The organism is Streptomyces dangxiongensis, from assembly GCF_003675325.1.
GTDB classification, from domain to species: domain Bacteria; phylum Actinomycetota; class Actinomycetes; order Streptomycetales; family Streptomycetaceae; genus Streptomyces; species Streptomyces dangxiongensis.
On the sequence record NZ_CP033073.1, the window covers coordinates 3,309,324 to 3,333,402 of the forward strand.

23 protein-coding genes are annotated in these 24,079 nt (G+C 72.7%); 9 read left to right on the forward strand and 14 right to left on the reverse strand.

Features of this window, described 5'->3' with window-relative positions; translation table 11 throughout:
- Positions 1 to 3: 3 nt before the first annotated feature.
- The 8 genes from D9753_RS14635 to D9753_RS14670 are packed head-to-tail and all read right to left on the reverse strand — an operon-like array spanning position 4 to position 6,932.
- Complete coding sequence (locus D9753_RS14635; RefSeq protein WP_121787410.1) at positions 4 to 1,998, reverse strand: NADH-quinone oxidoreductase subunit 5 family protein; 1,995 nt, start codon at positions 1,996 to 1,998, stop codon at positions 4 to 6.
- Positions 1,995 to 2,384 (reverse strand): NADH-quinone oxidoreductase subunit NuoK, encoded by a 390-nt coding sequence (gene nuoK, locus D9753_RS14640; protein WP_121787411.1) that lies wholly within the window; start codon positions 2,382 to 2,384, stop codon positions 1,995 to 1,997. The genes D9753_RS14635 and nuoK overlap by 4 nt, the downstream gene beginning before the upstream one ends.
- A complete protein-coding gene (locus D9753_RS14645; protein WP_240468151.1) occupies positions 2,384 to 3,073 on the reverse strand; it encodes an NADH-quinone oxidoreductase subunit J family protein in 690 nt (229 codons plus the stop codon). The genes nuoK and D9753_RS14645 overlap by 1 nt, the downstream gene beginning before the upstream one ends.
- On the reverse strand, positions 3,070 to 3,630 hold the full coding sequence (locus D9753_RS14650; RefSeq protein ID WP_121787412.1) for a NuoI/complex I 23 kDa subunit family protein: 561 nt from the start codon (positions 3,628 to 3,630) through the stop codon (positions 3,070 to 3,072). The genes D9753_RS14645 and D9753_RS14650 overlap by 4 nt, the downstream gene beginning before the upstream one ends.
- A 2-nt stretch (positions 3,631 to 3,632) precedes the next feature.
- Entirely contained in the window at positions 3,633 to 4,601 is a 969-nt protein-coding gene (locus D9753_RS14655; RefSeq protein ID WP_121787413.1) for a complex I subunit 1/NuoH family protein, read from the reverse strand.
- Positions 4,598 to 5,911 carry an NADH-quinone oxidoreductase subunit C gene (locus D9753_RS14660; RefSeq protein ID WP_121787414.1) on the reverse strand — a complete coding sequence of 438 codons (1,314 nt, stop codon included), beginning with the start codon at positions 5,909 to 5,911 and terminating at the stop codon, positions 4,598 to 4,600. Before D9753_RS14660 ends, D9753_RS14655 begins: the two co-directional genes overlap by 4 nt.
- Entirely contained in the window at positions 5,908 to 6,522 is a 615-nt protein-coding gene (locus tag D9753_RS14665) for an NADH-quinone oxidoreductase subunit B (protein WP_121787415.1), read from the reverse strand. Before D9753_RS14665 ends, D9753_RS14660 begins: the two co-directional genes overlap by 4 nt.
- Positions 6,513 to 6,932 carry an NADH-quinone oxidoreductase subunit A gene (locus tag D9753_RS14670; RefSeq protein ID WP_121787416.1) on the reverse strand — a complete coding sequence of 140 codons (420 nt, stop codon included), beginning with the start codon at positions 6,930 to 6,932 and terminating at the stop codon, positions 6,513 to 6,515. Before D9753_RS14670 ends, D9753_RS14665 begins: the two co-directional genes overlap by 10 nt.
- Positions 6,933 to 7,152: 220 nt before the next feature.
- On the opposite strand from D9753_RS14670, the gene D9753_RS14675 reads away from it, so the two are divergent.
- The 5 genes from D9753_RS14675 (at position 7,153) to D9753_RS14695 (ending at position 14,138) form a co-directional block, all read left to right on the forward strand.
- Entirely contained in the window at positions 7,153 to 8,388 is a 1,236-nt protein-coding gene (locus D9753_RS14675) for a sensor histidine kinase (protein ID WP_205614148.1), read from the forward strand.
- Positions 8,389 to 8,621: 233 nt separating this feature from the next.
- Entirely contained in the window at positions 8,622 to 9,965 is a 1,344-nt protein-coding gene (locus D9753_RS14680; protein ID WP_121787417.1) for a sensor histidine kinase, read from the forward strand.
- 154 nt (positions 9,966 to 10,119) lie between these two features.
- Positions 10,120 to 10,791: a response regulator transcription factor gene (locus D9753_RS14685; RefSeq protein WP_121787418.1), complete on the forward strand. Its 672-nt coding sequence runs from the start codon at positions 10,120 to 10,122 to the stop codon at positions 10,789 to 10,791.
- 361 nt (positions 10,792 to 11,152) lie between these two features.
- The gene (locus D9753_RS14690; protein ID WP_121787419.1) at positions 11,153 to 13,084 is read left to right on the forward strand and encodes a 2-oxoacid:acceptor oxidoreductase subunit alpha; all 1,932 of its coding nucleotides are present in this window, start codon (positions 11,153 to 11,155) and stop codon (positions 13,082 to 13,084) included.
- Positions 13,077 to 14,138: a 2-oxoacid:ferredoxin oxidoreductase subunit beta gene (locus tag D9753_RS14695; RefSeq protein ID WP_121787420.1), complete on the forward strand. Its 1,062-nt coding sequence runs from the start codon at positions 13,077 to 13,079 to the stop codon at positions 14,136 to 14,138. Before D9753_RS14690 ends, D9753_RS14695 begins: the two co-directional genes overlap by 8 nt.
- A 13-nt stretch (positions 14,139 to 14,151) precedes the next feature.
- Here the strand turns inward: D9753_RS14695 and D9753_RS14700 are convergent, their stop codons facing one another.
- Positions 14,152 to 14,577 carry a winged helix-turn-helix transcriptional regulator gene (locus tag D9753_RS14700; protein WP_121787421.1) on the reverse strand — a complete coding sequence of 142 codons (426 nt, stop codon included), beginning with the start codon at positions 14,575 to 14,577 and terminating at the stop codon, positions 14,152 to 14,154.
- 103 nt (positions 14,578 to 14,680) lie between these two features.
- On the opposite strand from D9753_RS14700, the gene D9753_RS14705 reads away from it, so the two are divergent.
- From D9753_RS14705 to D9753_RS14715, 3 genes are all read left to right on the forward strand, one after another.
- Positions 14,681 to 15,535 (forward strand): SDR family oxidoreductase, encoded by an 855-nt coding sequence (locus D9753_RS14705; protein ID WP_121787422.1) that lies wholly within the window; start codon positions 14,681 to 14,683, stop codon positions 15,533 to 15,535.
- Between the two features lie 117 nt (positions 15,536 to 15,652).
- The gene (gene rarD, locus D9753_RS14710) at positions 15,653 to 16,645 is read left to right on the forward strand and encodes an EamA family transporter RarD (protein WP_121787423.1); all 993 of its coding nucleotides are present in this window, start codon (positions 15,653 to 15,655) and stop codon (positions 16,643 to 16,645) included.
- Positions 16,646 to 16,766: 121 nt separating this feature from the next.
- The gene (locus D9753_RS14715; protein ID WP_121787424.1) at positions 16,767 to 17,234 is read left to right on the forward strand and encodes a VOC family protein; all 468 of its coding nucleotides are present in this window, start codon (positions 16,767 to 16,769) and stop codon (positions 17,232 to 17,234) included.
- Positions 17,235 to 17,274: 40 nt separating this feature from the next.
- Here the strand turns inward: D9753_RS14715 and D9753_RS14720 are convergent, their stop codons facing one another.
- Positions 17,275 to 18,264, reverse strand: coding sequence for a hypothetical protein (locus D9753_RS14720; protein WP_240468152.1), 990 nt, complete (start codon positions 18,262 to 18,264; stop codon positions 17,275 to 17,277).
- 196 nt (positions 18,265 to 18,460) lie between these two features.
- Here D9753_RS14720 and D9753_RS14725 point away from each other — a divergent pair, with 196 nt between their 5' ends.
- Positions 18,461 to 19,054 carry a flavodoxin family protein gene (locus tag D9753_RS14725; RefSeq protein WP_121787425.1) on the forward strand — a complete coding sequence of 198 codons (594 nt, stop codon included), beginning with the start codon at positions 18,461 to 18,463 and terminating at the stop codon, positions 19,052 to 19,054.
- Positions 19,055 to 19,070: 16 nt separating this feature from the next.
- Here D9753_RS14725 and D9753_RS14730 read toward each other — a convergent pair whose 3' ends face one another.
- The 4 genes from D9753_RS14730 to D9753_RS14745 all read right to left on the reverse strand — a co-directional run bounded on the left by D9753_RS14730 (position 19,071) and on the right by D9753_RS14745 (position 23,571).
- A complete protein-coding gene (locus D9753_RS14730; protein WP_121787426.1) occupies positions 19,071 to 20,048 on the reverse strand; it encodes an ABC transporter permease in 978 nt (325 codons plus the stop codon).
- A complete protein-coding gene (locus D9753_RS14735) occupies positions 20,035 to 21,033 on the reverse strand; it encodes an ABC transporter ATP-binding protein (RefSeq protein WP_121787427.1) in 999 nt (332 codons plus the stop codon). Before D9753_RS14735 ends, D9753_RS14730 begins: the two co-directional genes overlap by 14 nt.
- Positions 21,034 to 21,066: 33 nt before the next feature.
- Positions 21,067 to 22,314: a LolA family protein gene (locus D9753_RS14740; RefSeq protein ID WP_121787428.1), complete on the reverse strand. Its 1,248-nt coding sequence runs from the start codon at positions 22,312 to 22,314 to the stop codon at positions 21,067 to 21,069.
- Positions 22,315 to 22,560: 246 nt separating this feature from the next.
- A complete protein-coding gene (locus D9753_RS14745; protein WP_121787429.1) occupies positions 22,561 to 23,571 on the reverse strand; it encodes a polyprenyl synthetase family protein in 1,011 nt (336 codons plus the stop codon).
- Positions 23,572 to 24,079: the final 508 nt, after the last annotated feature.

Below are 24,079 nucleotides of genomic sequence, written 5' to 3' on the forward strand. Positions count from 1 at the left end.
TGCTCACGCTCCCGAGGCGACGAGGAGGACGGCGACCGCCAGGACGACGGTGCCGGCGAGCAGCGCGCTCACGTAGGTCTGCACATTGCCCGTCTGGGTCCGCCGTACGGCGGACCCGAGCAGCCGGGGCAGGGCGGCGGCGCCGCGTACGTAGGTGTCGAGGACCTCGCGGTCGAGGAAGCGGACGAGGCGCGCCCCGGCCTGCACCGGGCGGACGAACAGCGCCGTGTACACGGCGTCCAGGTGGAAGCCGTCGGCCGCGTGCCGGTGCAGCGGGCCGAGCAGCAGCCGCCCGGGGTCGGCCGGGTCGAAGGCCTGGGCGATGTCGCCGTAGGCCGGTTCGTGGGTGGCGATGGCCTCGGCCTCGACCAGCCCGGCGTCGCCGGCGGGATGGGCGGCGACGGCGCCCATCGGGATGCGGGCGGCGAGCGCGGCGGTGCGCTGCCAGGCGCCGTAGGTGAGCAGTCCGCCGACCACTGCGAGACCGGTGCCGAGGACGGAGGTGAGGAGGGTCGGGGTCAGGTCGCGGCCGTCGAACCAGTCGGGCAGCGCCCGGTAGGCGAGCCCGCCGAAGGCGAGGGAGGGGATCGCGAGGACCCACAGCACCACGGTCATCGTCAGGGGCTGGCGGCCGTGGTCGGGGGCCTCGGCGCCCCGGCCGCGGAAGGCCAGCAGCCACAGCCGGGTGGCGTAGGCCGCGGTCAGCAGGGCGGCGAGCAGGCCGGCGACGAGGACGATCCAGCCGGCGGCGACCGGGGCGTGACCGGTGCGGCCCGACGTCACGTGCTCGGCGGCACCGAGGACGGACTCCTTGGAGAAGAAGCCGCTGAAGGGCGGGATCGCGGCGAGCGCGAGCAGCGCCACGGTCATCGTCCAGTAGGCGTCCGGGACGCGGTCGCGCAGTCCGTGCATGCGGGACATCGCGGCGAGCGAGTTGGTGCCGGCGGCGTGGATGACCACGCCGGCCGCGAGGAACAGCAGCGCCTTGAAGGCGCCGTGCGCGAGGAGGTGGAAGACGGCGGCGCCGCGGTCGCCGACGGCGAGGGCGCCGGTCATGTAGCCGAGCTGGCCGATCGTCGAGTAGGCGAGGACGCGCTTGATGTCGTCCTGGGCGAGCGCGGCGAGACCGGAGCCGGTCATCGTGACGGCGGCCATGACGGCGAGGACCACCATCGCGGCCTGCGAGGCCTCGAAGACCGGGAGGAGACGCGCGACGAAGTAGACACCGGCGGCGACCATCGTCGCGGCGTGGATCAGCGCCGAGACGGGTGTCGGACCCGCCATCGCGTCCGGCAGCCAGGTGTGCAGCGGGAACTGCGCCGACTTGCCCGCCACGCCGGCGAGCAGCAGCAGTGCGATCACGGTCGGGTGGTCGAGGCCCCCGCTCGCGACGGTGGCGAGGACGCGGGTGATGCGGAACGATCCGGCGTCGGTGGCCAGCGCGAACAGGCCGATGAGGAACGGCACGTCACCGAGCTTGGTGACCAGGAAGGCCTTCAGGGAGGCGGCGCGGGCCTCGGGGGTCTCCCAGTAGTGGCCCACCAGGAAGTAGGAGCAGATGCCCATGACCTCCCAGCCGACAAGCAGCACGATCAGGTCGCCGGAGTACACGACCAGGAGCATCGCGGAGGTGAAGAGGGAGACCAGAGCGGCGTACGAGGGGTAGCGCGGGTCGTCGCGCAGGTAGCCCGTCGAGTACGTCTGCACGCAGGCCGCGACGAACGCGACCAGGACGGCGACGAGCGCCGCGAAGCCGTCGATGTGCAGGGCCAGCTCGATGGGGACGGAGCCGGTGGGCGTCAGTTCGGTGTGGGCGTCGACGGCCGTTCCGCCGCCCTGGCGCACGGCCACCAGCACGGCCAGCACGAGTGAGGCCAGCGTCGGCAGCACCGCTAGCGGGCGGACGAAGCCGGGGGCGGTCCGGCCGAGCAGCAGGCCGGCCGCGGCACCGAGGAACGGCAGGAGGGGGACGAGGACGGCGAGGGTGGTCGTGGTCACGCGGTGGCCTCAGCCTTCTCGCCCGCCGGGCTGCCGGGGCCCCCGGTGCCGGGGCCTTCCGTCCCGGGGCCCTCGGCGGTGTCGCGGAGCTTGTCGATGTCGGAGGTGCCGCGGTTGCGGTACACGGCCAGCACGATCGCCAGGCCGATGCCGATCTCGGCGGCGGCCACGGCGATGGTGAACAGGGCCAGCGCCTGGCCGGAGTGCAGGGTGTCCCGCGCGGTCCGGCTGAGCCAGACGTCGAAGGCGACCAGGTTGAGGTTGACGGCGTTGAGCATCAGCTCGACCGACATCAGGACCAGGATGGCGTTGCGGCGGGCGAGGACGCCGTAGAGGCCGGTGCAGAAGAGGAGGGCGGAGAGCACGGCGGGGTAGGCGAGGTGCATCAGCGGGCGCCTTCCTTCCCGGGAGCGGCAGGTGTCGCGTTCTCGTCCGCGGGGGCGGCGGGTGTCGCCGTCCTGTCCCCGGGGGCCGCGGGTGGGGCGGTCTCGTCCGTGTCCGTCCTGCGGGAGAGGACGATCGCGCCGACCAGGGCCGCGAGGAGCAGCACGGACAGGGCCTCGAAGGGCAGCACCCAGTGCCGGAACAGGCTGGAGCCGGTGACCCGGGTGGTTCCGGCGGCCGGGCCGTCCAGGTCGATCCAGGTCGTGCGGAAGGCGTCCACGACGACCCACACCAGGGCGACGGCGGCGGCGACCGCGACGGCCAGGGCGGCCCAGCGGTTGCCGGAGTCGGCGTCCGGGGAGCGGCCGATGGGGGCCCTGGTGAGCATCAGGCCGAACAGGAGGAGGACGACGACGGAACCGACGTAGATCAGGACCTGCACCCAGGCGATGAACTCGGCCGTGAGCAGCAGGTACTCCATGGCGAGGCCGCCGAGCGCGACCACCAGCCACAAGGCGGCGTGCACCAACTGGCGGGTGGTGACGGTGACGAACGCGGCGCCCAGGGTGACCAGGCCGACGAGCAGGAAGGCGATCTCGACACCGGCCGGGGACAGGAAGCCGTGCCCGGCCGCGGCGAGGTGCGTGCCGTGTCCGGCCGCCGCGAGGGTCTTGACTGCGGTGAGGCTCACGACCCGCCTCCCTGCGGCTGCTCCGGTGCGGCCTGCTCGGCGGCCAGTTTCTCGGCGGTCCTGCGGGCCGCGGCGATCTCCTTGGGCTCCTCCGCGCCGGGGTCCAGGGCGGGCGGGGCCGGGACGGTCCACATCCACTCGCGGAGCTTGTCGCGCTCGTGGGTGAGGTCGCGGATGTCGGTCTCGGCGTACTCGAACTCCGGGGACCAGAACAGCGCGTCGAAAGGACACACCTCGATGCAGATACCGCAGTACATGCACAGGGCGAAGTCGATCGCGAACCGGTCGAGGACGTTGCGGCTGCGCTCGCGGCCCCCGGGAGCGGCCGGCGGGACCGTCTCCTTGTGGGAGTCGATGTAGATGCACCAGTCCGGACACTCGCGGGCGCACAGCATGCAGACCGTGCAGTTCTCCTCGAACAGCCCGATCACCCCGCGGGTGCGGGGCGGCAGCTCGGGCAGGGCGTCCGGGTACTGCTCGGTGACCGTCTTCCTGGTCATCGTGCGCAGGGTGACGGCCAGGCCCTTGGCGAGGCCGGAGCCGGGAATGGGGGCCATGGTTAGCTGATCACCACCTTGACGATGCCGGTGAGGGCGATCTGGGCGAGGGAGAGGGGGACGAGGAGGGTCCAGGAGAGCTTCTGGAGCTGGTCCTCACGCAGCCGCGGGTAGGTGACGCGGAGCCAGATGACCAGGAAGGCCAGGACCGCCGCCTTCAGCAGGGTCCAGACCCAGCCGAGGCCGCCGGCGCCCCAGGGGCCGTGCCAGCCGCCCAGGAAGAGCACGGTGGTCAGACCGCACAGTACGACGATGCCGGCGTACTCGGCGAGCAGGAACAGGGCGAAGCGCAGACCGGTGTACTCGGTGTACGCGCCGAAGATGATCTCCGAGTCGGCGACGGGCATGTCGAACGGCGGGCGTTGCAGTTCGGCGAGTCCGGCGACGAAGAAGACGACCGCGCCCACGATCTGCCAGGGCACCCACCACCAGTGGAACGAGTGCAGGATGCCCGGCAGGGAGACCGTGCCGGCCGCCATCGCGACCGAGGCCGCCGCCAGCAGCATCGGCAGTTCGTAGGCGAGTAGCTGGGCGGCCGTGCGCAGGCCACCGAGCAGGGAGAACTTGTTCGCGCTGGCCCAGCCGGCCATCAGCGAACCGAGCACGCCGATGCCCATCACCGCGAGCACGAAGAAGACGCCCGCGTCCAGGACCTGGCCGACGGCGCCCTCGCTCGGGCCGATCGGGATGGCGAGCAGGACGAGGAGGTACGGCAGCAGGGCCACGGCGGGGGCGAGCTGGAAGACGCGGCGGTCGGCGCCCGCCGGGACCACGTCCTCCTTCTGCGCGAACTTCACGCCGTCGGCGATCAGCTGGGCCCAGCCGTGGAAGCCGCCCGCGTACATCGGGCCGAGGCGGCCCTGCATGTGGGCCATCACCTTGTGTTCGGTCTGGCCGACGATCAGCGGGAAGGTGAGGAAGACGACGAAGACGACCAGAAGTCGCAGCGCGACGTCCGACGCGCCGTTCACTGCGGGCCTCCTGCGGGGTGGTCGGGGGTGTGCGGGTCCGGGTCGCGGGGGGCGCCCGGGGCGCCCGGGGCGCTCAGGTCCTTGGGGCCCTTGGGTTCCTTGGGGTCCTCAGACTGCTGGGGCTGCTCGGGCTCCTTCGCAGGTGGCTGCGGCTCTGGTTCCGCCTGCGGCTGCGGGTCGGGTGTCCGGTCGGGCTCAGCGGCCTGTTCGGGGTCGTCGAACGCCGGGCGGGCGTGGTGCCAGGGCGCGTCCGAGCTGCGCGGGGCCGCGCTCCGGCCGGCGGCGTCCGGTCCGGTCGGTGTCGGCTCGGTGCGGGCCGATTCCGTCGGCGCCGGCTCCGTGCCCGTCGGCTCCGGAGACTGGGGCTGGGCACGCTGCGTGGCCGAGCCCTGCGAGGCGCTGCGTGTGCGGCGCGGCCGTGCGGACGGTGTCGCCGGGCCGGGCTCGTAGGCCACCGAGGCCTCGGCGGCCGGCCCTTCCGCCGCGCTCTTGGCCGCCGCCCGGGTGGCGTCACCCTGGGCCGCGGCCTCCTTGCGCGTCGCCGCGTCCCCGGCCTGCGCCGCCTCGTCGGTCCCCGTGACCTGACCGACCGCCGGGACCTGGCTTGCCGATCCCTCCGAGGCCGAGCGGGTGCGCCGGGGCGGGCGTTCGCCCGTGGCGCGGGCCGGGCGCTCCGTCGCCGCGCGTCCCGCCGCTCGGGCCGGGCGGGCCGGGCGGGCCGGGCGGGCCGGGGCAGGGGGGAGCTGGCCCTTGAGAGGGCCCCACTCGTTCGGGTCGGGCACGCCCGGGGGCAGCATCTGGCGCCGCTTGGGCCCGCCGTGGTCGGACTCGCCGGGTTCCTTCGCGCCGGGCCAGGCCTTGGCGACGCGGGCGGCGAGGACGAAGTCCTTGCGGAGCGGGTGGCCCTCGAAGTTCTCGGGGAGCAGCAGGTGGTCGAGGCCCGGGTGGCCCTCGAAGACGACCCCGAACATCTCGTGGGTCTCGCGCTCGTGCCAGGCGGCGCCCGCGTAGACGCCGATCGCGGAGGGAAGGGCCGGGGCGTCGTGCGGGACCGTCGTGCGGACGAGGAGACGGCGGACCGGGTTCAGGGCGACGACGTGCGCGGCGACGCGGAAGCCCGTGCCCGGTTCGTCGACCGCGCTGAGCCAGTCGAAGTAGGTGCACGACAGGGTCGTACGGGCCGTCTCCAGGGCGGTGAGCCAGGAGGACGGCGGTACGTCCACGGTCAGGAGGTCGTACGACTCCTCGGCCGTGGCGTCCGTGCCGAAGAGTTCCCCGGCGGGGGCGGGCAGCCAGCCGGCCGTGCTCATGGGGCGTCCCCCTCGGTGGCCGGGGCCGCCGGGGGCCGGACCAGGTCGCTCTGGAGGGCGGCGGCCGACGGCCGGACGGGCCCTGTGCCGTACCGCTCCCCCAGCGACTCGCGGGCGATCTTCTCCTGCAGCTTGAGGATGCCCTGGAGCAGCGCCTCGGGGCGCGGCGGGCAGCCGGGGACGTAGACGTCCACCGGGATGATCTGGTCGACGCCCTTGGTGACGGAGTAGGAGTCCCAGTAGGGGCCGCCGCAGTTGGAGCAGGCGCCGAAGGAGATGACGTACTTCGGCTCGGGCATCTGCTCGTACAGGCGCTTGACGGCGGGGGCCATCTTGTCCGTGACCGTGCCGGAGACGACCATGAGGTCGGCCTGGCGGGGGCCCGGCGCGAAGGGGATGACGCCGAGGCGGATGAAGTCGTGGCGGGCCATCGACGCGGCGATGAACTCGATCGCGCAGCAGGCGAGGCCGAAGTTGAAGACCCAGAGCGAGTAGCGACGGCCCCAGTTCAGGACGACCTTCATCGGCTCGGGGGCGAGCCGGGCGAGCGTGCCGAGCCGCTTCGGCTCCGGCAGCGGCACGGGCTCCGGGACAGTCGGGTTCACGTCCATGTCAGGACGCCCTTCTTGTATGCGTACAGCAGGCCCACGGCGAGGAAGCCGAGGAAGACGAACATCTCCACGAGGGTTGTCGCGCCGTAGCCGGGGGCGGCGAAGACCGTCGCCCAGGGGAACAGGAAGACCGAGTCGACCGCGAAGATCACGTAGAGGAAGGCGTAGACGTAGTAGCGGACCTGGGTGTGGGCCCAGCCCTCGCCGACGGGGTCGACGCCGCACTCGTAGGTCAGGAGTTTCTCCGGTGTCGGCACGACCGGGCGCAGCAGGCGGCCTGCGCCGAAGGCGACCGCGACGAACAGCACGCCGACGAGGGCGAGCAGTCCGACCACCGAGTAGGACCGGAAATAACCGGCCGCGACGACGTTCGCCGCGGCGGCCGTCGAGTCCCCCAACGTCTCCCGCACGTCCGTCCCTCGCTCCCTGCCTCGTGACCTTGGCGAACTCTGTGATGCAACGTGATTCGAGGATCTGTACGCACGGGAGTCTAGGCCCTGATAAAGAACCGGTAAGCAGCCAGTCACGCCGTGGGACGGCTGGAGCCGGCGGGGGTGGGGTTCTCCCCCGGTGGCGGAGGGCGGCGTACCGCATGGCGTGAGCGGCGCCGCGCACGGCAGGCTGGCCACCATGACCGCTCCCAGCCCCGCCGCCGGCCGGACCGACAGCACCGACGGACGTGACGGACACGACGGCACCGGCGTACGTGACCGGCACGACGGCCTCGACCTGCTGCCTCCGCCCCGGCCGGCCTACGACGCGCACACCCGGAAGGAGATCGCGTATCTCCTGCTGAACCTGCCGGTGGCGGTGTTCGGGTTCGCGTACGCGTTCACGGTGCTGGTGGCCGGCGGCATTCTCAGCCTCACCGTGATCGGCCTCCCCTTGCTCGCGCTCTGCCTGCTGGGTGCCCGGCAGCTCGGGAAACTGGAGCGGGCCCGGGCCCGGAAGCTGCTCGGGGTGCGGGTGGAGGAGCCGACGCCGCTGCCGCTCTCCCGGGGCGGGGGGCCGGTGCAGCGGCTGTGGCTGGCGCTGAAGGACCCGGTGGGCTGGCGGACGCTGCTGTACGACGCGATCCGGCTGCCCTGGGGCGTGGTCACCTTCTGCACCGTGTTGACCTCGCTGTTCGTGCTGTGGCCGGTGCTGCCGTATCTGGCGCGGTTCCTCGCCAACGCCGACCGGGCGATGGTGCGCGGACTGCTGTCGCCGTCGGACGAGCTGGAGCGCCGGATCGCCGAACTGGAGTCCGACCGCGGGATCGTGGTCGACACGGCGGCGGCGGACCTGCGCCGGATCGAGCGGGACCTGCACGACGGCGCCCAGGCGCGGCTGGTCAATCTGGCCATGGGCCTCGGCCTGGCCAAGGAGAAGCTGCTGGAGGACCCGGACACGGCCGCCTCGATGGTGGCGGAGGCGCACGGCGAGGTGAAGCTGGCCCTTCAGGAGCTGCGTGACCTGGCCCGGGGCATCCACCCGGCCGTGCTCACCGACCGCGGCCTGGACGCGGCCCTGTCCTCGGTCGCCTCCCGCTGCACGGTGCCGGTGACGGTGACCGTGGACCTGCCGGCCCGGCCGGCGCCGGCCATCGAGGGCATCGCCTACTTCACCGTCTCCGAGCTGCTCCAGAACATCAGCAAGCACAGCCGGGCCCGGACCGCCTCCGTCGACGTGTGGCGCGCGGACGACCGGCTGCTCGTCCAGGTACGCGACGACGGCAGGGGCGGCGCCCGGCTGGACGCCGGCAGCGGCATGCGGGGCCTGGCGGACCGGCTGGGCGCGGTGGACGGCCTGTTCGTCGTCGACTCGCCCGACGGCGGCCCGACGGTGGTCACCGCGGAGCTGCCCTGGCGCGACCGGCAGGAGTAGCCGGCCGCATCGTGGCACCACACGCGCGGGGCGTCCGGACTTGTGACGGCCGCCCCGCGCGTCCACGCGTGCGGGCAGGCCGTCCCGCGCCGCACCCCCCGGCCGCGCCGGAAGGGTGGGGGAAACCCCCCGGTCAAGACGCCGACGGACGCCATGGCCCGGGGGCACGCGGCGGGCGACCCTGGTGGTGCGGCTGAAGCGCCGCTCGGACGAGGAGAACGGGACGGCATTCGATGGCCACGGAGTACGGGCGGGAGTACGGACAGGAGTACGGGCGGGGGCGCCGCGCCGGGGGCGGTCACCGGATGCCCGCCGCACTGCGGGCGCCGGTCGAGGGGCGCACCTGGCGTGAACTGGGCTACGTCCTGCTGGGTCTGCCGGTGTCCCTGGTGCTGTTCACCTGGACGGTGACGATGGTGGTGGTCGGCGCGGGCCTGCTGGTCACCTTCCTCGGCATCCCGGTGCTGGCGGCGGCGCTCGCGGGCTGCCGGGGCTTCGCCGTGCTGGAGCGGGCCCGGGCGCGCGCGCTGCTCGGCCTGGACGTGGCCGGCCCGGAGCCGCTGCGGCTGCGCAAGCCGGGCGCGGCGGCCTGGATGGGGGCGGTCCTCAAGAGCGGCACCTCCTGGCGGAACGCGCTGTACGCGCTGGTGCAGTTGCCGTGGGCGGTGTTCACCTTCTCGGTGGCGGTCACCTTCTGGACGCTCGGCTGGGCCCTGCTGACCTACCCGTTGTGGTTCTGGGCGTTCCCGGCGTACGCCGGCCAGGGCGGCCTGCAGTTGTACGGCGACGAGCATCACCGCATCTATCTCGACAACCCGTTCGAGATCACGGTGACCGCGCTGGTCGGGCTGGTGTTCACGCTGGTGACGCCGTGGCTCGTCCGGGCTCTGACGACGGTGGACGGGCTGCTCGTGCGTGGGCTGCTCGGGCCGTCGCCGCTGTCGGCACGGGTGGTGGAGCTGGAGTCGGACCGCGGCACGGTGGTCGACACGGCCGCCGCCGACCTGCGGCGCATCGAGCGGGACCTGCACGACGGCGCCCAGGCCCGGCTGGTGGGCCTGGCGATGGACCTGGGGCTGGCGAAGGAGAAGCTGCGGGAGGACCCGCAGGCGGCGGCGCGGATGGTGGAGGAGGCGCACGGCGAGGTGAAGACGGCCCTTCAGGAGCTGCGCGACCTCGCCCGGGGCATCCACCCGGCCGTCCTCACCGACCGCGGCCTGGACGCGGCGTTGTCCTCGGTCGCCTCCCGCTGCACGGTGCCGGTGACGGTGGACGTCGAGCTGCCGGCCCGGCCGGCGCAGGCCATCGAGGGCATCGCCTACTTCACCGTCTCCGAGCTGCTCCAGAACATCAGCAAGCACAGCCGGGCCCGGACCGCCTCCGTCGACGTGTGGCGCGCGGACGACCGGCTGATGGTGCAGGTGACCGACGACGGGGTGGGCGGTGCCGGTCTCGCCGGCGGTTCCGGACTCGCCGGGCTGGCCGCACGCCTGGACGCGGTGGACGGCGTACTGGTGATCGACTCCCCGGCCGGCGGTCCCACCCGGGTGATCGCGGAACTGCCCTGGCGGCCCTGAGGGCGGACGCCGGACCCCGTATTCGCCCGGGACGGCGGCGGTCCGGCGGGAATGCTGGAATGCTGGACCTCCGTAGGACGTCACGGACGCACGTCACCGCCCATCACCGCGGCCGGCGTGGTCGCCGGAGTGGGCTGTGGGGGGCCGAAGGATCGTGGAGGACAGAGTGCGGGTGGTCATCGCCGAGGACTCAGTGCTGCTCAGAGAGGGCCTGACCCGGTTGCTGACCGACCGCGGGCACGAGGTCGTGGCCGGTGTCGGGGACGCGGACGCGCTGGTGAAGACCATCTCCGCCCTGGACGAGCAGGGACAACTGCCCGACGTGGTCGTGGCCGACGTACGGATGCCGCCGACGCACACCGACGAGGGGGTCAGGGCGGCCGTGCTGCTGCGCCGGCTGCACCCGGGGCTCGGGGTGCTGGTGCTGTCGCAGTACGTGGAGGAGCGTTACGCCACCGAGCTGCTGGCCGGATCCAGCCGTGGCGTGGGCTATCTGCTGAAGGACCGGGTCGCGGACGTACGGGAGTTCGTGGACGCGGTGGTGCGGGTCGCCCAGGGCGGTACGGCGCTGGACCCGGAGGTCGTGACGCAACTGCTCGGCCGCAGCCGCAAGCAGGACGTGCTGGTGGGGCTGACCCCGCGGGAGCGCGAGGTGCTCGGGCTGATGGCGGAGGGGCGGACGAACTCGGCGATCGCCCGGCAACTGGTGGTCAGCGACGGGGCCGTGGAGAAGCACGTCAGCAACATCTTCCTGAAGCTCGGCCTGGCCCCGAGCGTCGGGGACCACCGTCGGGTTCTGGCCGTTCTCACCTACCTGAACTCCTGACCGGCCGGCCCGCCGGCAGCACCGTGCCGCCCGGCGTCAGCACCGTGTCAGCGCGCCGTCAGTCCGCCCCGCTTCCGTTGGGGGCGGGGCACCCGGAGGGAGGGCCGGTGGCCCGGAGCAGTGCCCAAGGACGCGCGGCCGGGTGAAAGGTCCACACGAGAACCGCGAACGGGCGGGGAGTGCCGTGGCCGGCGGTCCGGCGACGCGGGACATGATGTGACTCAGCGCGACGAGCCGTCTCGAATGTCGTCCGATCCACGGAAGACCTCGGGAAGGCGACCCTAACCGACGTAGGGTTGATCCGGGATGGTCCGTGGGACGACCGTGCCCCGGACAGCCGCCTCGAAGGAGGTCCAGTTCAGTGACCAGCCAGGTCAGCAGCCCAGCGGAGCAGGCCGACGACGAATCGGTCGTGGGAGAGCAGCGCAAACCGGCCGGCGCGAAGGACGTGCGGCGCCTCGACCGGGTCATCATCCGGTTCGCGGGGGACTCGGGTGACGGCATGCAGCTCACCGGTGACCGGTTCACCTCGGAGACCGCCACCTTCGGCAACGACCTCTCCACCCTGCCGAACTTCCCCGCCGAGATCCGTGCCCCCGCCGGCACCCTGCCGGGTGTCTCGTCCTTCCAGCTCCACTTCGCCGACCACGACATCCTCACCCCCGGAGACGCGCCGAACGTCCTGGTCGCGATGAACCCGGCCGCTCTGAAGGCCAACATCGGCGACCTCCCGCGCGGAGCCGAGATCATCGTCAACACCGACGAGTTCACCAAGCGGGCCCTCCAGAAGGTCGGCTACGCCGGCTCTCCGCTGGAGGACGGCTCGCTCGACGGCTACAGCCTTCACCCGGTGCCGCTGACCACGCTCACGGTCGAGGCGCTGAAGGAGTTCGACCTCTCCCGCAAGGAGGCGGAGCGCAGCAAGAACATGTTCGCGCTGGGCCTGCTGAGCTGGATGTACCACCGGCCCACCGAGGGCACCGAGACGTTCCTGCGGAGCAAGTTCGCGAAGAAGCCGGACATCGCCGCGGCCAACATCGCCGCGTTCCGGGCGGGGTGGAACTTCGGCGAGACGACGGAGGACTTCGCGGTCTCCTACGAGGTCGCCCCGGCCGCCCGGGCGTTCCCGGTCGGCACCTACCGGAACATCTCCGGGAACCTCGCCCTGGCCTACGGCCTGATCACCGCGTCGCGGCAGGCGGATCTGCCCCTGTTCCTGGGGTCGTACCCGATCACGCCGGCCTCGGACATCCTGCACGAGCTGAGCAAGCACAAGAACTTCGGCGTGCGCACCTTCCAGGCCGAGGACGAGATCGCGGGGATCGGTGCGGCGCTGGGCGCGGCGTTCGGCGGTTCGCTGGCGGTGACGACGACGTCCGGGCCTGGTGTGGCACTGAAGTCGGAGACGATCGGTCTCGCGGTGTCGCTGGAACTGCCGCTGCTGGTCGTCGACATCCAGCGCGGCGGCCCGTCCACCGGTCTGCCGACCAAGACCGAGCAGGCCGACCTGCTGCAGGCGATGTACGGCCGCAACGGCGAGGCGCCGGTGCCGGTGGTCGCGCCGAGGACCCCGGCCGACTGTTTCGACGCCGCCGTGGAGGCGGCCCGGATCGCGCTGACGTACCGCACACCGGTGATGCTGCTGTCGGACGGCTACCTGGCCAACGGTTCCGAGCCGTGGCGCATCCCCGAGCTCGACGAGCTGCCCGACCTGCGGGTGCGGTTCGCCTCCGGCCCGAACCACACGCTGGAGGACGGCACGGAGGTCTTCTGGCCCTACAAGCGGGACCCGCGGACCCTGGCCCGGCCCTGGGCGGTGCCGGGGACTGAGGGCCTGGAGCACCGGATCGGCGGCATCGAGAAGCAGGACGGCACGGGCAACATCTCCTACGACCCGGCCAACCACGACTTCATGGTCCGCACCCGGCAGGCCAAGATCGACGGCATCGACGTCCCCGACGTGGAGGTCGACGACCCGCACGGCGCCCGGACCCTGGTCCTCGGCTGGGGATCCACCTACGGGCCGATCACGGCGGCGGTACGGCGGCTGCGGACGGCCGGCGAGCCGATCGCGCAGGCCCATCTGCGCCACCTCAACCCCTTCCCCCGCAACCTCGGCGCGGTCCTGAGGAGCTACGACAAGGTCGTGATCCCCGAGATGAACCTCGGGCAGCTCGCCACCCTCGTCCGGGCCAGATACCTGGTCGACGCCCACTCCTACAACCAGGTCAACGGCATGCCGTTCAAGGCGGAACAGCTCGCCGCGGCACTGAAGGAGGCCATCGATGACTGACGCCGCCAACGGGCTGCTGCACCTGGTCCCGCGGGCCGAGGCCAAGCAGTCGATGAAGGACTTCAAGTCGGACCAGGAGGTGCGCTGGTGCCCGGGCTGCGGTGACTACGCGATCCTCGCGGCCGTGCAGGGCTTCATGCCGGAGCTGGGCCTGGCGCGCGAGAACATCGTCTTCGTCTCCGGCATCGGCTGTTCCTCCCGCTTCCCGTACTACCTGAACACCTACGGGATGCACTCCATCCACGGCCGCGCCCCGGCCATCGCGACCGGCCTGGCCACCTCCCGCCGTGACCTGAGCGTGTGGGTCGTCACCGGCGACGGCGACGCGCTGTCCATCGGCGGCAACCACCTGATCCACGCGCTGCGCCGCAACGTCAACCTGAAGATCCTGCTGTTCAACAACCGGATCTACGGCCTGACCAAGGGGCAGTACTCGCCGACGTCCGAGGTCGGCAAGGTCACCAAGTCGACGCCGATGGGCTCGCTCGACGCCCCCTTCAACCCCGTCTCCCTCGCCATCGGCGCGGAGGCGTCGTTCGTGGCACGCACGATCGACTCCGACCGCAAGCACCTCACGGAGGTGCTCCGGCAGGCCGCCGCCCACCCGGGTACGGCCCTGATCGAGATCTACCAGAACTGCAACATCTTCAACGACGGCGCCTTCGACGCCCTGAAGGACAAGCAGCAGGCCGAGGAGGCGCTGATCCGGCTGGAGCACGGGCAGCCGATCCGCTTCGGGGCCGACGGCGCGCGAGGCGTCGTACGGGATGCGCGGACCGGTGATCTGAGGGTGGTGACGGTGACCGAGGAGAACGAGGCGGACATCCTGGTGCACGACGCCCACGCGGCGTCGCCCACCACCGCCTTCGCCCTGTCCCGGCTGGCCGACCCGGACACCCTGCACCACACTCCGATCGGCGTGTTCCGCTCCGTCGAACGGCCGGTCTACGACACCCAGATGGCCGACCAGCTCGACACGGCCGTCGAACAGCACGGCAAGGGCGACCTGGGCGCGCTGCTGGCCGGCGGGGACACCTGGACGGTCGTCGGCTGACCCGTCCGCCGCTTCACGAGGCCCGGGGCGGGGTGCCCCGGGCCTCTTCGTTCGCGCGGCGGCGCTCGTCGTAGGCCCGGCGGGCCTGCTCCACCTCGTCCATGCGGTGCCGTGTCCACCCGGCGAGGGCGCGCACCTGTTCCGCCGCCTCACGGCCGAGGCCGGTGAGCGAGTAGTCGACGCGGGGCGGGATGACCGGCCTGGCGTCGCGGTGCACCAGGCCGTCGCGTTCCAGGGTCTGGAGGGTCTGGGTGAGCATCTTCTCGCTGACGTCCCGGCCGCCGATCCGGCTGACCGTCCGGCGCAGCTCACCGAAGCGGTACGACCGCTCCAGCAGTGCGACGAGGACGAGGACGCCCCAGCGGCTGGTGACGTGTTCCAGGACGAGCCGGTAGGGGCAGAGCGCCTCGGCGGCCACGGTCCGTTTACTTACTGCCATGCCAGTACCTTACTTCAAAGTGGGTACTTTCTATTTGTTAGCGCCACTCTTACGGTGAGTGTCAGAGCGCCTTTCCCCCGAGAACCCCTAGGAGTGCCGCACCATGAGCATCGTCGTCACCGGAGCCACCGGACAGCTCGGCCGCCACGTCGTGGACCAGCTACTGGAGAAGGTTCCGGCGGAACAGATCACCGCCGTCGTGCGCGACAGGGCGAAGGGCGCCGGCCTCGCGGCCCGGGGCGTGCGCCTGGCCGTCGCCGACTACAACGCCCCCGAGACTTTCGACGGCCTGTTCGGCGCCGGCGACAAGGTCCTGCTGATCTCCGGCAACGAGTTCGACAAGGGACGGGTGCGCCAGCACAGCGTGGTCATCGACGCCGCGAAGGCCGCCGGGGTGGCACTGCTGGCGTACACGAGCGCCCCGGGCACCCTGACGGCCGCGCTCGCCGACGACCACCGGGCCACGGAGGAGGTGCTGCTCGCCTCCGGTCTGCCCTACAGCCTGCTGCGCAACGGCTGGTACCACGAGAACTACACCGAGAACCTGACCCCGGTCCTGGAGCACGGGGCGGTCGTGGCCGCCGCCGGTGACGGCCGCGTCTCCTCGGCCGCCCGCGCCGACTACGCCGCCGCCGCGGTCGCGGTGCTGACCGGCGAGGGGCACGAGAACACGACGTACGAGCTGGGCGGCGACGAGGCGTGGAGCTTCGCCGAGTACGCGGCCGAGCTGAGCCGCCGGACCGGCCGGGAGATCGCCTACACCCCCGTGACCGTCGAGGCCCTCACCGGCATCCTGACCGGCGCCGGGCTGCCCGCGCCGGTGGCCGGGATCGTGGCCGGGGTGGATGCCTCGATCGAGAAGGGCGAGCTGGTCGTCCCCTCCGGGGACCTGTCCCGGCTCATCGGCCGGCCGGCCACCCCGCTCGCCGCAGCCGTCGCCGCCGCCCTCCAGGGCTGACCCCGGCATCCCCGACTGTCATGACCGTATGGCGATACGGGCATGACATCCGGGGGTGACCGGCGTTACCTTCGTTCTCGCGCGCGTGCGCCGGGTGCGCGGGCGGAAGGAGGGGACGTGGCCGGGACGTCCGAGGGTGAGCACCGCACAGGCCTGCTGAACGGCTTCGCCGCCTACGGGATGTGGGGGCTGGTCCCCCTGTTCTGGCCCCTGCTCAAGCCGGCCGGGGCCGCGGAGATCCTGGCCCACCGCATGGTGTGGTCCCTCGCGTTCGTGGCCGTCGCGCTGGTCTTCGTCCGCCGCTGGGCATGGGCGGGCGAACTGCTGCTCCGGCCCCGGCAGCTCGGCCTCATCACCGTGGCGGCCGCCGTCATCACCGTGAACTGGGGCGTCTACATCTGGGCGGTGAACTCCGGCCACGTCGTCGAGGCCTCGCTCGGCTACTTCATCAACCCGCTGGTCACGATCGCGATAGGCGTGCTCGTCCTCAAGGAGCGGCTGCGGCCCGCGCAGTGGGCGGCGGTCGCGGTCGGCCTGGCCGCCGTCGTCGTCCTGACCGTCGGCTACGGCCACCCGCCGTGGATCTCCCTCTGCCTCGCCTTCTCCTTCGCCACCTACGGGCTGGTGAAGAAGAAGGTCGGCCTCGGCGGCGTCGAGTCGCTGGCCGCCGAGACCGCGATCCAGTTCGTGCCGGCGCTCGGCTATCTGCTGTGGCTGGCCGCGCGGGGCGAGTGCACCTTCGTGACCGGGGGGACCGGCCACGCCGCCCTGCTCGCCTCGACCGGCGTCGTCACCGCACTCCCCCTGGTCTGCTTCGGCGCGGCGGCGATCCGGGTGCCCCTGTCGACACTGGGCCTGTTGCAGTACCTCGCCCCCGTCTTCCAGTTCCTGCTCGGCGTCGTCTACTTCCACGAGGCCATGCCGGCCGAGCGGTGGGCGGGATTCGCGCTGGTCTGGCTGGCACTGATCCTGCTCACGGGCGATGCGCTGCGCACCGCGCGGCGGACGGCACGGTTCGCCGTGCCGGCACCGGCCGGCGCCCGGGCCCCCGGACCGGCCGGCGCCCCGGCTCCCGCGTCACCCCCGGCGTCCACACCCGCCGACGCCTGACCGGCGCGGAGCGGCGCGGATCGGAGCGGCGCGGATCGGAGCGGCACGGAACCGAGCGGCGCGGAACCGAGCGGCGCGGAACGGGTCCTTCCGTCTGCGGGTCCGGTTATAAGTGGGAGCCATGACCACACAGGCGCCCGCCCCGCTGCACTGGAAGCTCGTCATCGACGCGGCCGACCCGCACACCCAGGCCGACTTCTGGGCCGCCGCGCTGCACTACACGGCCGAGGACAACAGCGACCTCGTCGAACGGCTGCTGTCCCTGGGCGCGTTGTCCGGCGAGGCCACCGTCGAGTACCACGGACGGCTCGCCTTCCGGGACCTGATCGCCGTACGGCACCCCGACGACCCCTGCGACCCGCAGACCGGCACCGGGCTCGGCCGGCGACTGCTGTTCCAGCGCGTGCCGGAGCCGAAGACCGGCAAGAACCGGCTCCACCTCGACCTGCACCCCGGCCCGGACCGGCGCGCCGCGGAGGTGTCACGGCTGGAGGCGCTGGGCGCGCGGGTGCTGCGGGAGGTGGTGGAGCCCTCCGGCCGGTGGGCGGTGCTGGCGGATCCGGAGGGGAACGAGTTCTGCGTCCACTAGGGGTGGGGGCAGCGGGCCGGTCGGGGGCGCGGTCGCCGGGTCACGGCCGGGCGGCGCGGGCCGCGCGGTCGGACAGGCGGACCATGCGGGCGCGGGCGGACTCCAGGGGGCGCGGATCGTCGGCGGCGGGGCCCGGCTCGGCGGCGAGTTCCGTCCACAGGTCGATCAGGTCGCGGCCCAGCCGCAGGCCCTCCTCGGGATCGCGCACCGCGCGCCACGCGGTCGCCGCGCTCTGCACGTTGTCGTAGGCGGCCTCCCCGTCCCGTGCCCGGCGACGCAGCCGGGCGAGGTCCAGGGACAGTTGGAAGGCGCGGACCGGGTCGCCCGCCAGGTAGGCGATGTAGGCCGACAGTTCCCGCAGGTGCAGCACCTCGGCGTGGTGGACGCCGAGCGCGGCGGCGGCCTCGGCGAGCGCACGGTCGGCCAGTTCCGCCGCCGCGTCGAGACGGCCCGCCCGTACGGCCTCGTTGATGCGGGTCATCGGCTCGGTGAGCAGCTCGGCCCCCTCTGCGGTCTCGGTCAGGGGCCCGTCCCCGAGCACCTCCTCGGCGACGGCGTCGAAACCGCGGGCCGGGGTGTGGGCGACGGCGGAGGCGACGGCTTCCCGCGACACGCCGAAAATGACCTCGGGCGGTATGGCGGTGGCTGCCGATTGCGGTACGGCGGTGGCGGCGGCCTCCGCACGTACGGTGGTGGCGGTCGTCGTCGGTGTGCCCGTGCCCGAAGCCTGTGGCGCCGGTACCCGGACCGGCTCCCCCGTCATCCGGCTCGACCCGTCCGTGGCGACCTCCAGGGGGACCACGCAGCCCGCGCGGTCGTCGCGGACCGTGGCGCGTATGGGGGCGCCGACGCTGATGGCCAGGCGCTGGAGGTGGTTCAGGACGGCCTGCTGGATCTCCTCGCCCGGCGCGGCCATGACCGGGGCCCCGTCCACCGCCGCGTCTCCCGTGCCGAACACCTGGACGGACACCGCCGCCGGGTGCGCCACGGGCTGCAGCGCCCGCTTCTTCTCGAAGCTGACTCGAGCCATCGGTTGCCCCTCACTCCCCAGGCGCCGCGATCCGGTCGTACGCGTCCCGCCAACCAGTGTGTCGGGTAGGCCGGGTTCCCGCGTCACCGCGACGTCACAGCCTCGCACCAGCCACACTCTGGTCAAATTTCCTTGCACATGCATAAAATGCACATGCCTTTTCTCGCGGTACGACATCACCCACCTGGGGGACCATATGACCCGCCGCTTCCTCTTCGTCCTGGGCAGTGCCCGCGCCGAGGGCAACACCGAGCTGCTGGCCCGCGCGGCAGCCGAGCAGCTACCCGCCGAGGTGGAGCAGCGCTGGATCCGGCTCGCCGAGCACCCCCTGCCCGACTTCGTGGACCTGCGGCACGACAGCGACCACGTCCGGCCGGCGGCGGACACCCCCGCCGGCCTGCTGCTGGACGCCACGCTCGCGGCGACCGACATCGTGATCGCCTCACCGCTGTACTGGTACTCGGTGTCCAGCCTCACCAAGCGCTACCTCGACTACTGGTCGGCCTGGCTGCGCACCCCCGGCGTCGACTTCAGGGGCACGATGGCCGGCCGTACGCTCTGGGGCGTCGCCGCCCTCGCGCACGACGAGCCGGCGGTCGCCGCCCCCTACGCCGGCACGCTCACCCACTCCGCCGCCTATCTGCGGATGCGCTTCGGCGGGGTCCTGCTCGGCAACGGCAGCGCGCCCGGTGACGTACTGGGCGACACGGACGCCCTCGCGCGCGCGAAGACGTTCTTCGCGCAGGACGCCCCGCTCGCGCGCTTCCCGCACGAGACGCCCGGCGCGTGAGTCCCGCGCCCCGGGGTCACGCGCTGATGTCCTTCGTCGTGAACCGGGCCCAGGCCGCCGAGCCGAACACGGCCGCGTACAACGCCTGGAGGCCGAGGTTGCGCGTCAGGCCGTCCCAGTAGACGGGGTCGCGCATCAGGTCGGCGAACGACAGCCAGTAGTGCGGGAACAGATACGGCTGGAGCGTGTGCAACTGGGGTATCTGGTCGACGATCTGGACGGTGACGAGCAGGCCGACCGTGGTCGCCATGGCCGCGATGCCGCTCTGGGTGAGTGTCGACACGAACAGGCCGACGGCCGCCACCCCGACCAGCGAGGCCGCCACCACCAGGGCGATGAGCAGGGCCCGGCCGAGTCCCTCGGCGAGACCGATCCGGGTGCCGGAGATCGTGGTCAGGTCGCCCAGCGGGAAGAGCAGCGCGCCGACGGCCAGCGCGGAGACCGTGACGACCAGGGTGGCGAGCAGACAGAAGGCCAGCACCGTCGCGTACTTGATGAGCAGCAGCCGGGTGCGGCCGGCCGGAGCGACCAGCAGATAGCGCAGGGTGCCGCCGCCCGCCTCCCCCGCGATCGCGTCGCCCGCGACGACGCCGACCGCCATCGGCAGGAAGAACGGCAGGGTGGCGGCCAGCGCGGTGAAGACCAGGAACAGCCCGTTGTTGGTGACCTGGGTGAGGAACGCCGGGCCCGTGCCGTTCCCGCCCGCCGGGGCACCGTCCCGCGTCTCGATCCGCACCGCGATCGCGATCAGCACCGGCACCGCGGCCAGCACCCCGAGCAGCGCGAGCGTGCGCCGGCGGCGGACGGTGGTGACCAGCTCGCTGCGCAGCAGTCCGAACGTCCACAGCGGGTTCGGCCGGCGCACGACACCCACCCGGGTCGGATCGGCGCGGCTTTCCCCAACCGGGTCGACGTGGCCCGCCCGGGTCGGGTCAGTGCGGCCCGCCCGGGTCGAGTCAGCGTGGCCCTCCCGAGCCGGGTCAGCGGGCGACATCGAAGCCCTCCCCCGTCAGCGCGACGAACGTGTCCTCCAGCGAGGCCCGTTCGACGGTGAGGCCCCGGACGCGGACGCCCGCGGCGACCAGGGCCGCGGTCACTTCGGCGAGGTCCCGGGCGGGCGGTTCGCCGGTGACCCGGTCGCCGTCGGCGGCCACGTCCCCGACGCCCTGCTCCTTGAGCACCCGGGCCGCCTCGGCCGCGTCCGGGGTGGTCACCACCAGCCGGTCGCGTGCCCCGGCCGCCAGGTCGGCCACCGGCCCCTGGGTGACGAGCCGGCCCCGCGTCATGACCGCCGCGTGCGTGCACACCTGCTCGATCTCGTCGAGGAGATGGGAGGAGAGGAAGACGGTCGTGCCGTCGGCGGCCAGCTCCCTGATCAGGGTGCGGATCTCCCGCATGCCCTGCGGGTCGAGGCCGTTGGTGGGTTCGTCCAGGACCAGCAGTCCGCGGGGCCGGAGCAGCGCGGCGGCCAGCCCGAGGCGTTGTTTCATGCCCAGCGAGTACGCCTTCGCCTTCTTGCCGGCGGCGGCCGTGAGCCCGACCCGGTCCAGTGCGGCGGTGACGCGGGCGCGCCGGGTGCGCGGGTCGGCGGCCGGGTCGGCGGCGTCGTAGCGCAGCAGGTTGTCCCGGCCGGACAGGAAGCCGTACAGGGCGGGGCCCTCGATGAGCGCGCCGACCTGCGGGAGGACCGTGCGGGCGGCCCGGGGCATGGGCCGGCCCAGGACCCGGACCGTGCCCGCAGTCGGTTCGATCAGGCCCATGAGCATGCGGATGGTGGTGGTCTTGCCGGAGCCGTTGGGGCCGAGGAAGCCGAAGACGCTGCCCGCCGGGACGGTCAGGTCGAGACCGTCGACGGCGAGCTGTCCGCCGCGGTAGCGCTTGGTGAGCCCGCGCGTGACGATGACGCCCACCCGGGCCCCCGCCGGCCCGGGCTCCGGCGGCTGACCCCGGCCGGGCTCGGCGGCGGACGGCTCGTCCATCGGCTCCCCCTCGCTTCGTCGTGCCCGGACGGGCTACTTCGCCGCGTCGGCCGCCTTCACGAGGGCGTCCTTGGTGACCGCACCGGCGTAGACCTTGCCGTCGTCGGTGATCAGGGCGTTGACCAGGCGGGTGGAGAAGACCGTGCCCTTGCCGAAGGCACCGGAGACCGGCTCGCCGAGCGAGCCGAGGAAGCCGCCGAGGTCACCGCCCTTGGCGCCGGTGGGCAGGCCGCCCTTGGCGCCGGTGTCGAAGGCGGCGACGGACGTCCAGCCCTTGCCGAGGACCGTGGCGCCGCCCGGCCCCTCGCCGGACTTTCCGCCGCCCTGCGGGACGTGCCCTCGCGTCCGGGCCCCGTCCCTGAACTCTCCGCCGGTGCCCGGGGTGTGTTCCCGCCCCGAGGACTCGTCCTTCCCCTCGGTGACCTTCGCCCCCTTGGGCGGGGTGAAGTCGAAGGTGGAGGCGGCCGGTTCGGCGAAGGAGACCCGGGTGAAGCCGGCGTCGACGACGGCGGCGCCGCCGCCGCTCGGGGTCAGCGTGAACTTCAGCGGCAGGCCCGTCCGCGCGTCCACGGCGATGCTGATCGCGCCGACGGTGGTGCCGGGCTGCCTGGGCTTGATCAGCAGTTTGTAGGCGTCGCGCCCGGCGACCTGGGCGGTGCCGTCGACGGTGACGGACGTCGTGTCGTCGACCGACTTCAGGGCCTTGTCGGCGAAGTCCTTCGGCGTGGCCGGCGCGGTCCCGCGGTGCCTGCCGGAACCGGCTCCGGTGGAGTGGTGAACCTCGTTGCTCTTGCTGTCGTAGCCCCAGACGTCCTTGCCGTCGTGGATCAGGCTGTACTCGGCGCCGCTCTCCAGCAGCGACAGCTTCTGCCGGTCGGGGCCGTCGGCGGCGACGCGCAGGGTGTGCGTGCCGGAGGCCAGCTCGGTGAGCCTGGCCCGCGGGTCGGCGGACGAGCCGTCGCCGGAGTCCTTGCCCGCCCCGGAGAGCAGGCTGTTCTCCAGGCCGCCGAGTTCGGGCAGCCCGAGGTCGGTGCTGATCTTCACGGTGCCGGACAACTGCTGCACGTCCGACCTGGCGATCTTTTCGACGAGCTGCTGTGCGCTGATCTTCGGCAGGTCGGGGTCACCGGAGTCGGCGAGCGCCGGGACGAGCCCGATCGTGGCCGCGGCCACCCCCACCACCGCGACCGGGACGGCGTACCGGGCGGCCTTGCGCCGGCCGGGACGCGGGTCCTCGTCGCGCGCGCCGCCCACTGCGTCGTCGGATGCGTACGGTGCCATGTGTGCCTTACCTCCGTCGTCGGCGGCGGCTGTCCTCACGCTGGTCCACCTGAGCCGCCATTCTCACCCGAATCGGTGAGGGAGTGGTGATTTCCGTAGTGACCATCTGACCAAATCGGCCGCGGGGAAGCGTCAGCCCTCGGGGCCAACTCCGTGTACGCCTGCGGTATGACATGCGAAGGCGGCATCTCCCCCGACCCGTAGGGGTCGTGCGGGAAGACGCCGCCCGAAGCGGGTCCGGCCGGTTCAGCCGGCGCGGTGCACCACCGCGTCGCACAGTTCGAGGAGCGCCGCCTTGGCGTCGCACTCCCGCAGTGGCGCCAGCGCGGCCCGCGCCTCCTCCGCGTACCGCACGGTGTCCCGGCGGGCCTGCTCCAGCGCGGGGTGCGCGCGCAGCGCGGTCAGCGCCTCGGCGTGCCGGGCGTCGTCGCTGAGGTCGGAGTCCAGCAGCGCGCAGAGGGCGAGGTCCTCGGTCAGGCCCAGCCGGGTGGCCCGCTCGCGCAGCCGGAGCACGGGGAGGGTGGGGATGCCCTCGCGCAGGTCGGTGCCCGGGGTCTTGCCGGACTCGTGGGAGTCCGAGGCGATGTCCAGGACGTCGTCGGCGAGCTGGAAGGCGACGCCGAGCCGTTCGCCGTACTGGGTGAGCACGTCGACGACCGTGTCGTCGGCACCGGACATCATCGCGCCGAACCGGCACGACACCGCCACCAGGGAGCCCGTCTTGCCGCCGAGCACGTCCAGGTAGTGCTCGACCGGGTCGCGGCCGTCCGAGGGGCCCGCGGTCTCCAGGATCTGGCCGGTGACCAGCCGTTCGAACGCGAGGGCCTGCACCCGGACCGCCTCGGGGCCGAGGTCGGCGAGGATCTGGGAGGCGCGGGCGAAGAGGAAGTCGCCGGTGAGGACCGCGACGGAGTTGCCCCAGCGCGTGTTGGCGCTGGCCACGCCGCGTCGCACGGCCGCCTCGTCCATGACGTCGTCGTGGTACAGCGTGGCCAGATGGGTCAGCTCCACGACCACGGCGGACGGTACGACACCGGGCGCGTAGGGGTCGCCGAACTGTGCCGCGAGCATCACGAGCAGCGGCCGGAACCGCTTCCCACCGGCCCGTACGAGGTGCTGCGCGGCCTCCGTGATGAACGGGACCTCACTCTTGGTGGCCTCGAGCAAGCCTTCCTCGACAGCCGTCAATCCGGCCTGGACATCGGCTTCCAGAGCCTGGTCCCGCACGCTCAGCCCGAACGGCCCGACGACGGTCACGAGGGGTCTCCTGTCTGCTGCTGTCTGCTGGCGATCACACGGTTTGTCGATAGGTCGCTGCCCTCACTCAACTCAGCGTATCCGGTCCTCTTTCGATCACCGATAGCGCCCACCGGTCCAGCCTGGGCGGTATCGGACCGGAACGGGCATGAGTGTGATCAGGTAGTAGGAAGGGACATTTATCGACTTAACGGCAATTCCGTACTCTGTCGTGACCTCTCCCCTCCTTCCGCCCGCCCCCTTTCGGCCACCCACCCGCACCCGTGGGTTCGACCGCGCCGCGGCCCGGATTCCTCCGTCGCCGGACTCCGGGGCGGGAATGCGCCGATTCCCTCTTGTCTGTTTTGCAGCAATTTGCCATTTAGTGAATTAGGTCACGCGCCGACCCGGCCGCCCCGCCCGTCCAAGCCCTCCCGAACCCTTGCCCCGTGGGCGAGTTGAGGATTGGCGACCGCAAAGGATCAAGTACCCCATACGACGTCGATCAAGGTCAAATGGTGCGTTGTGT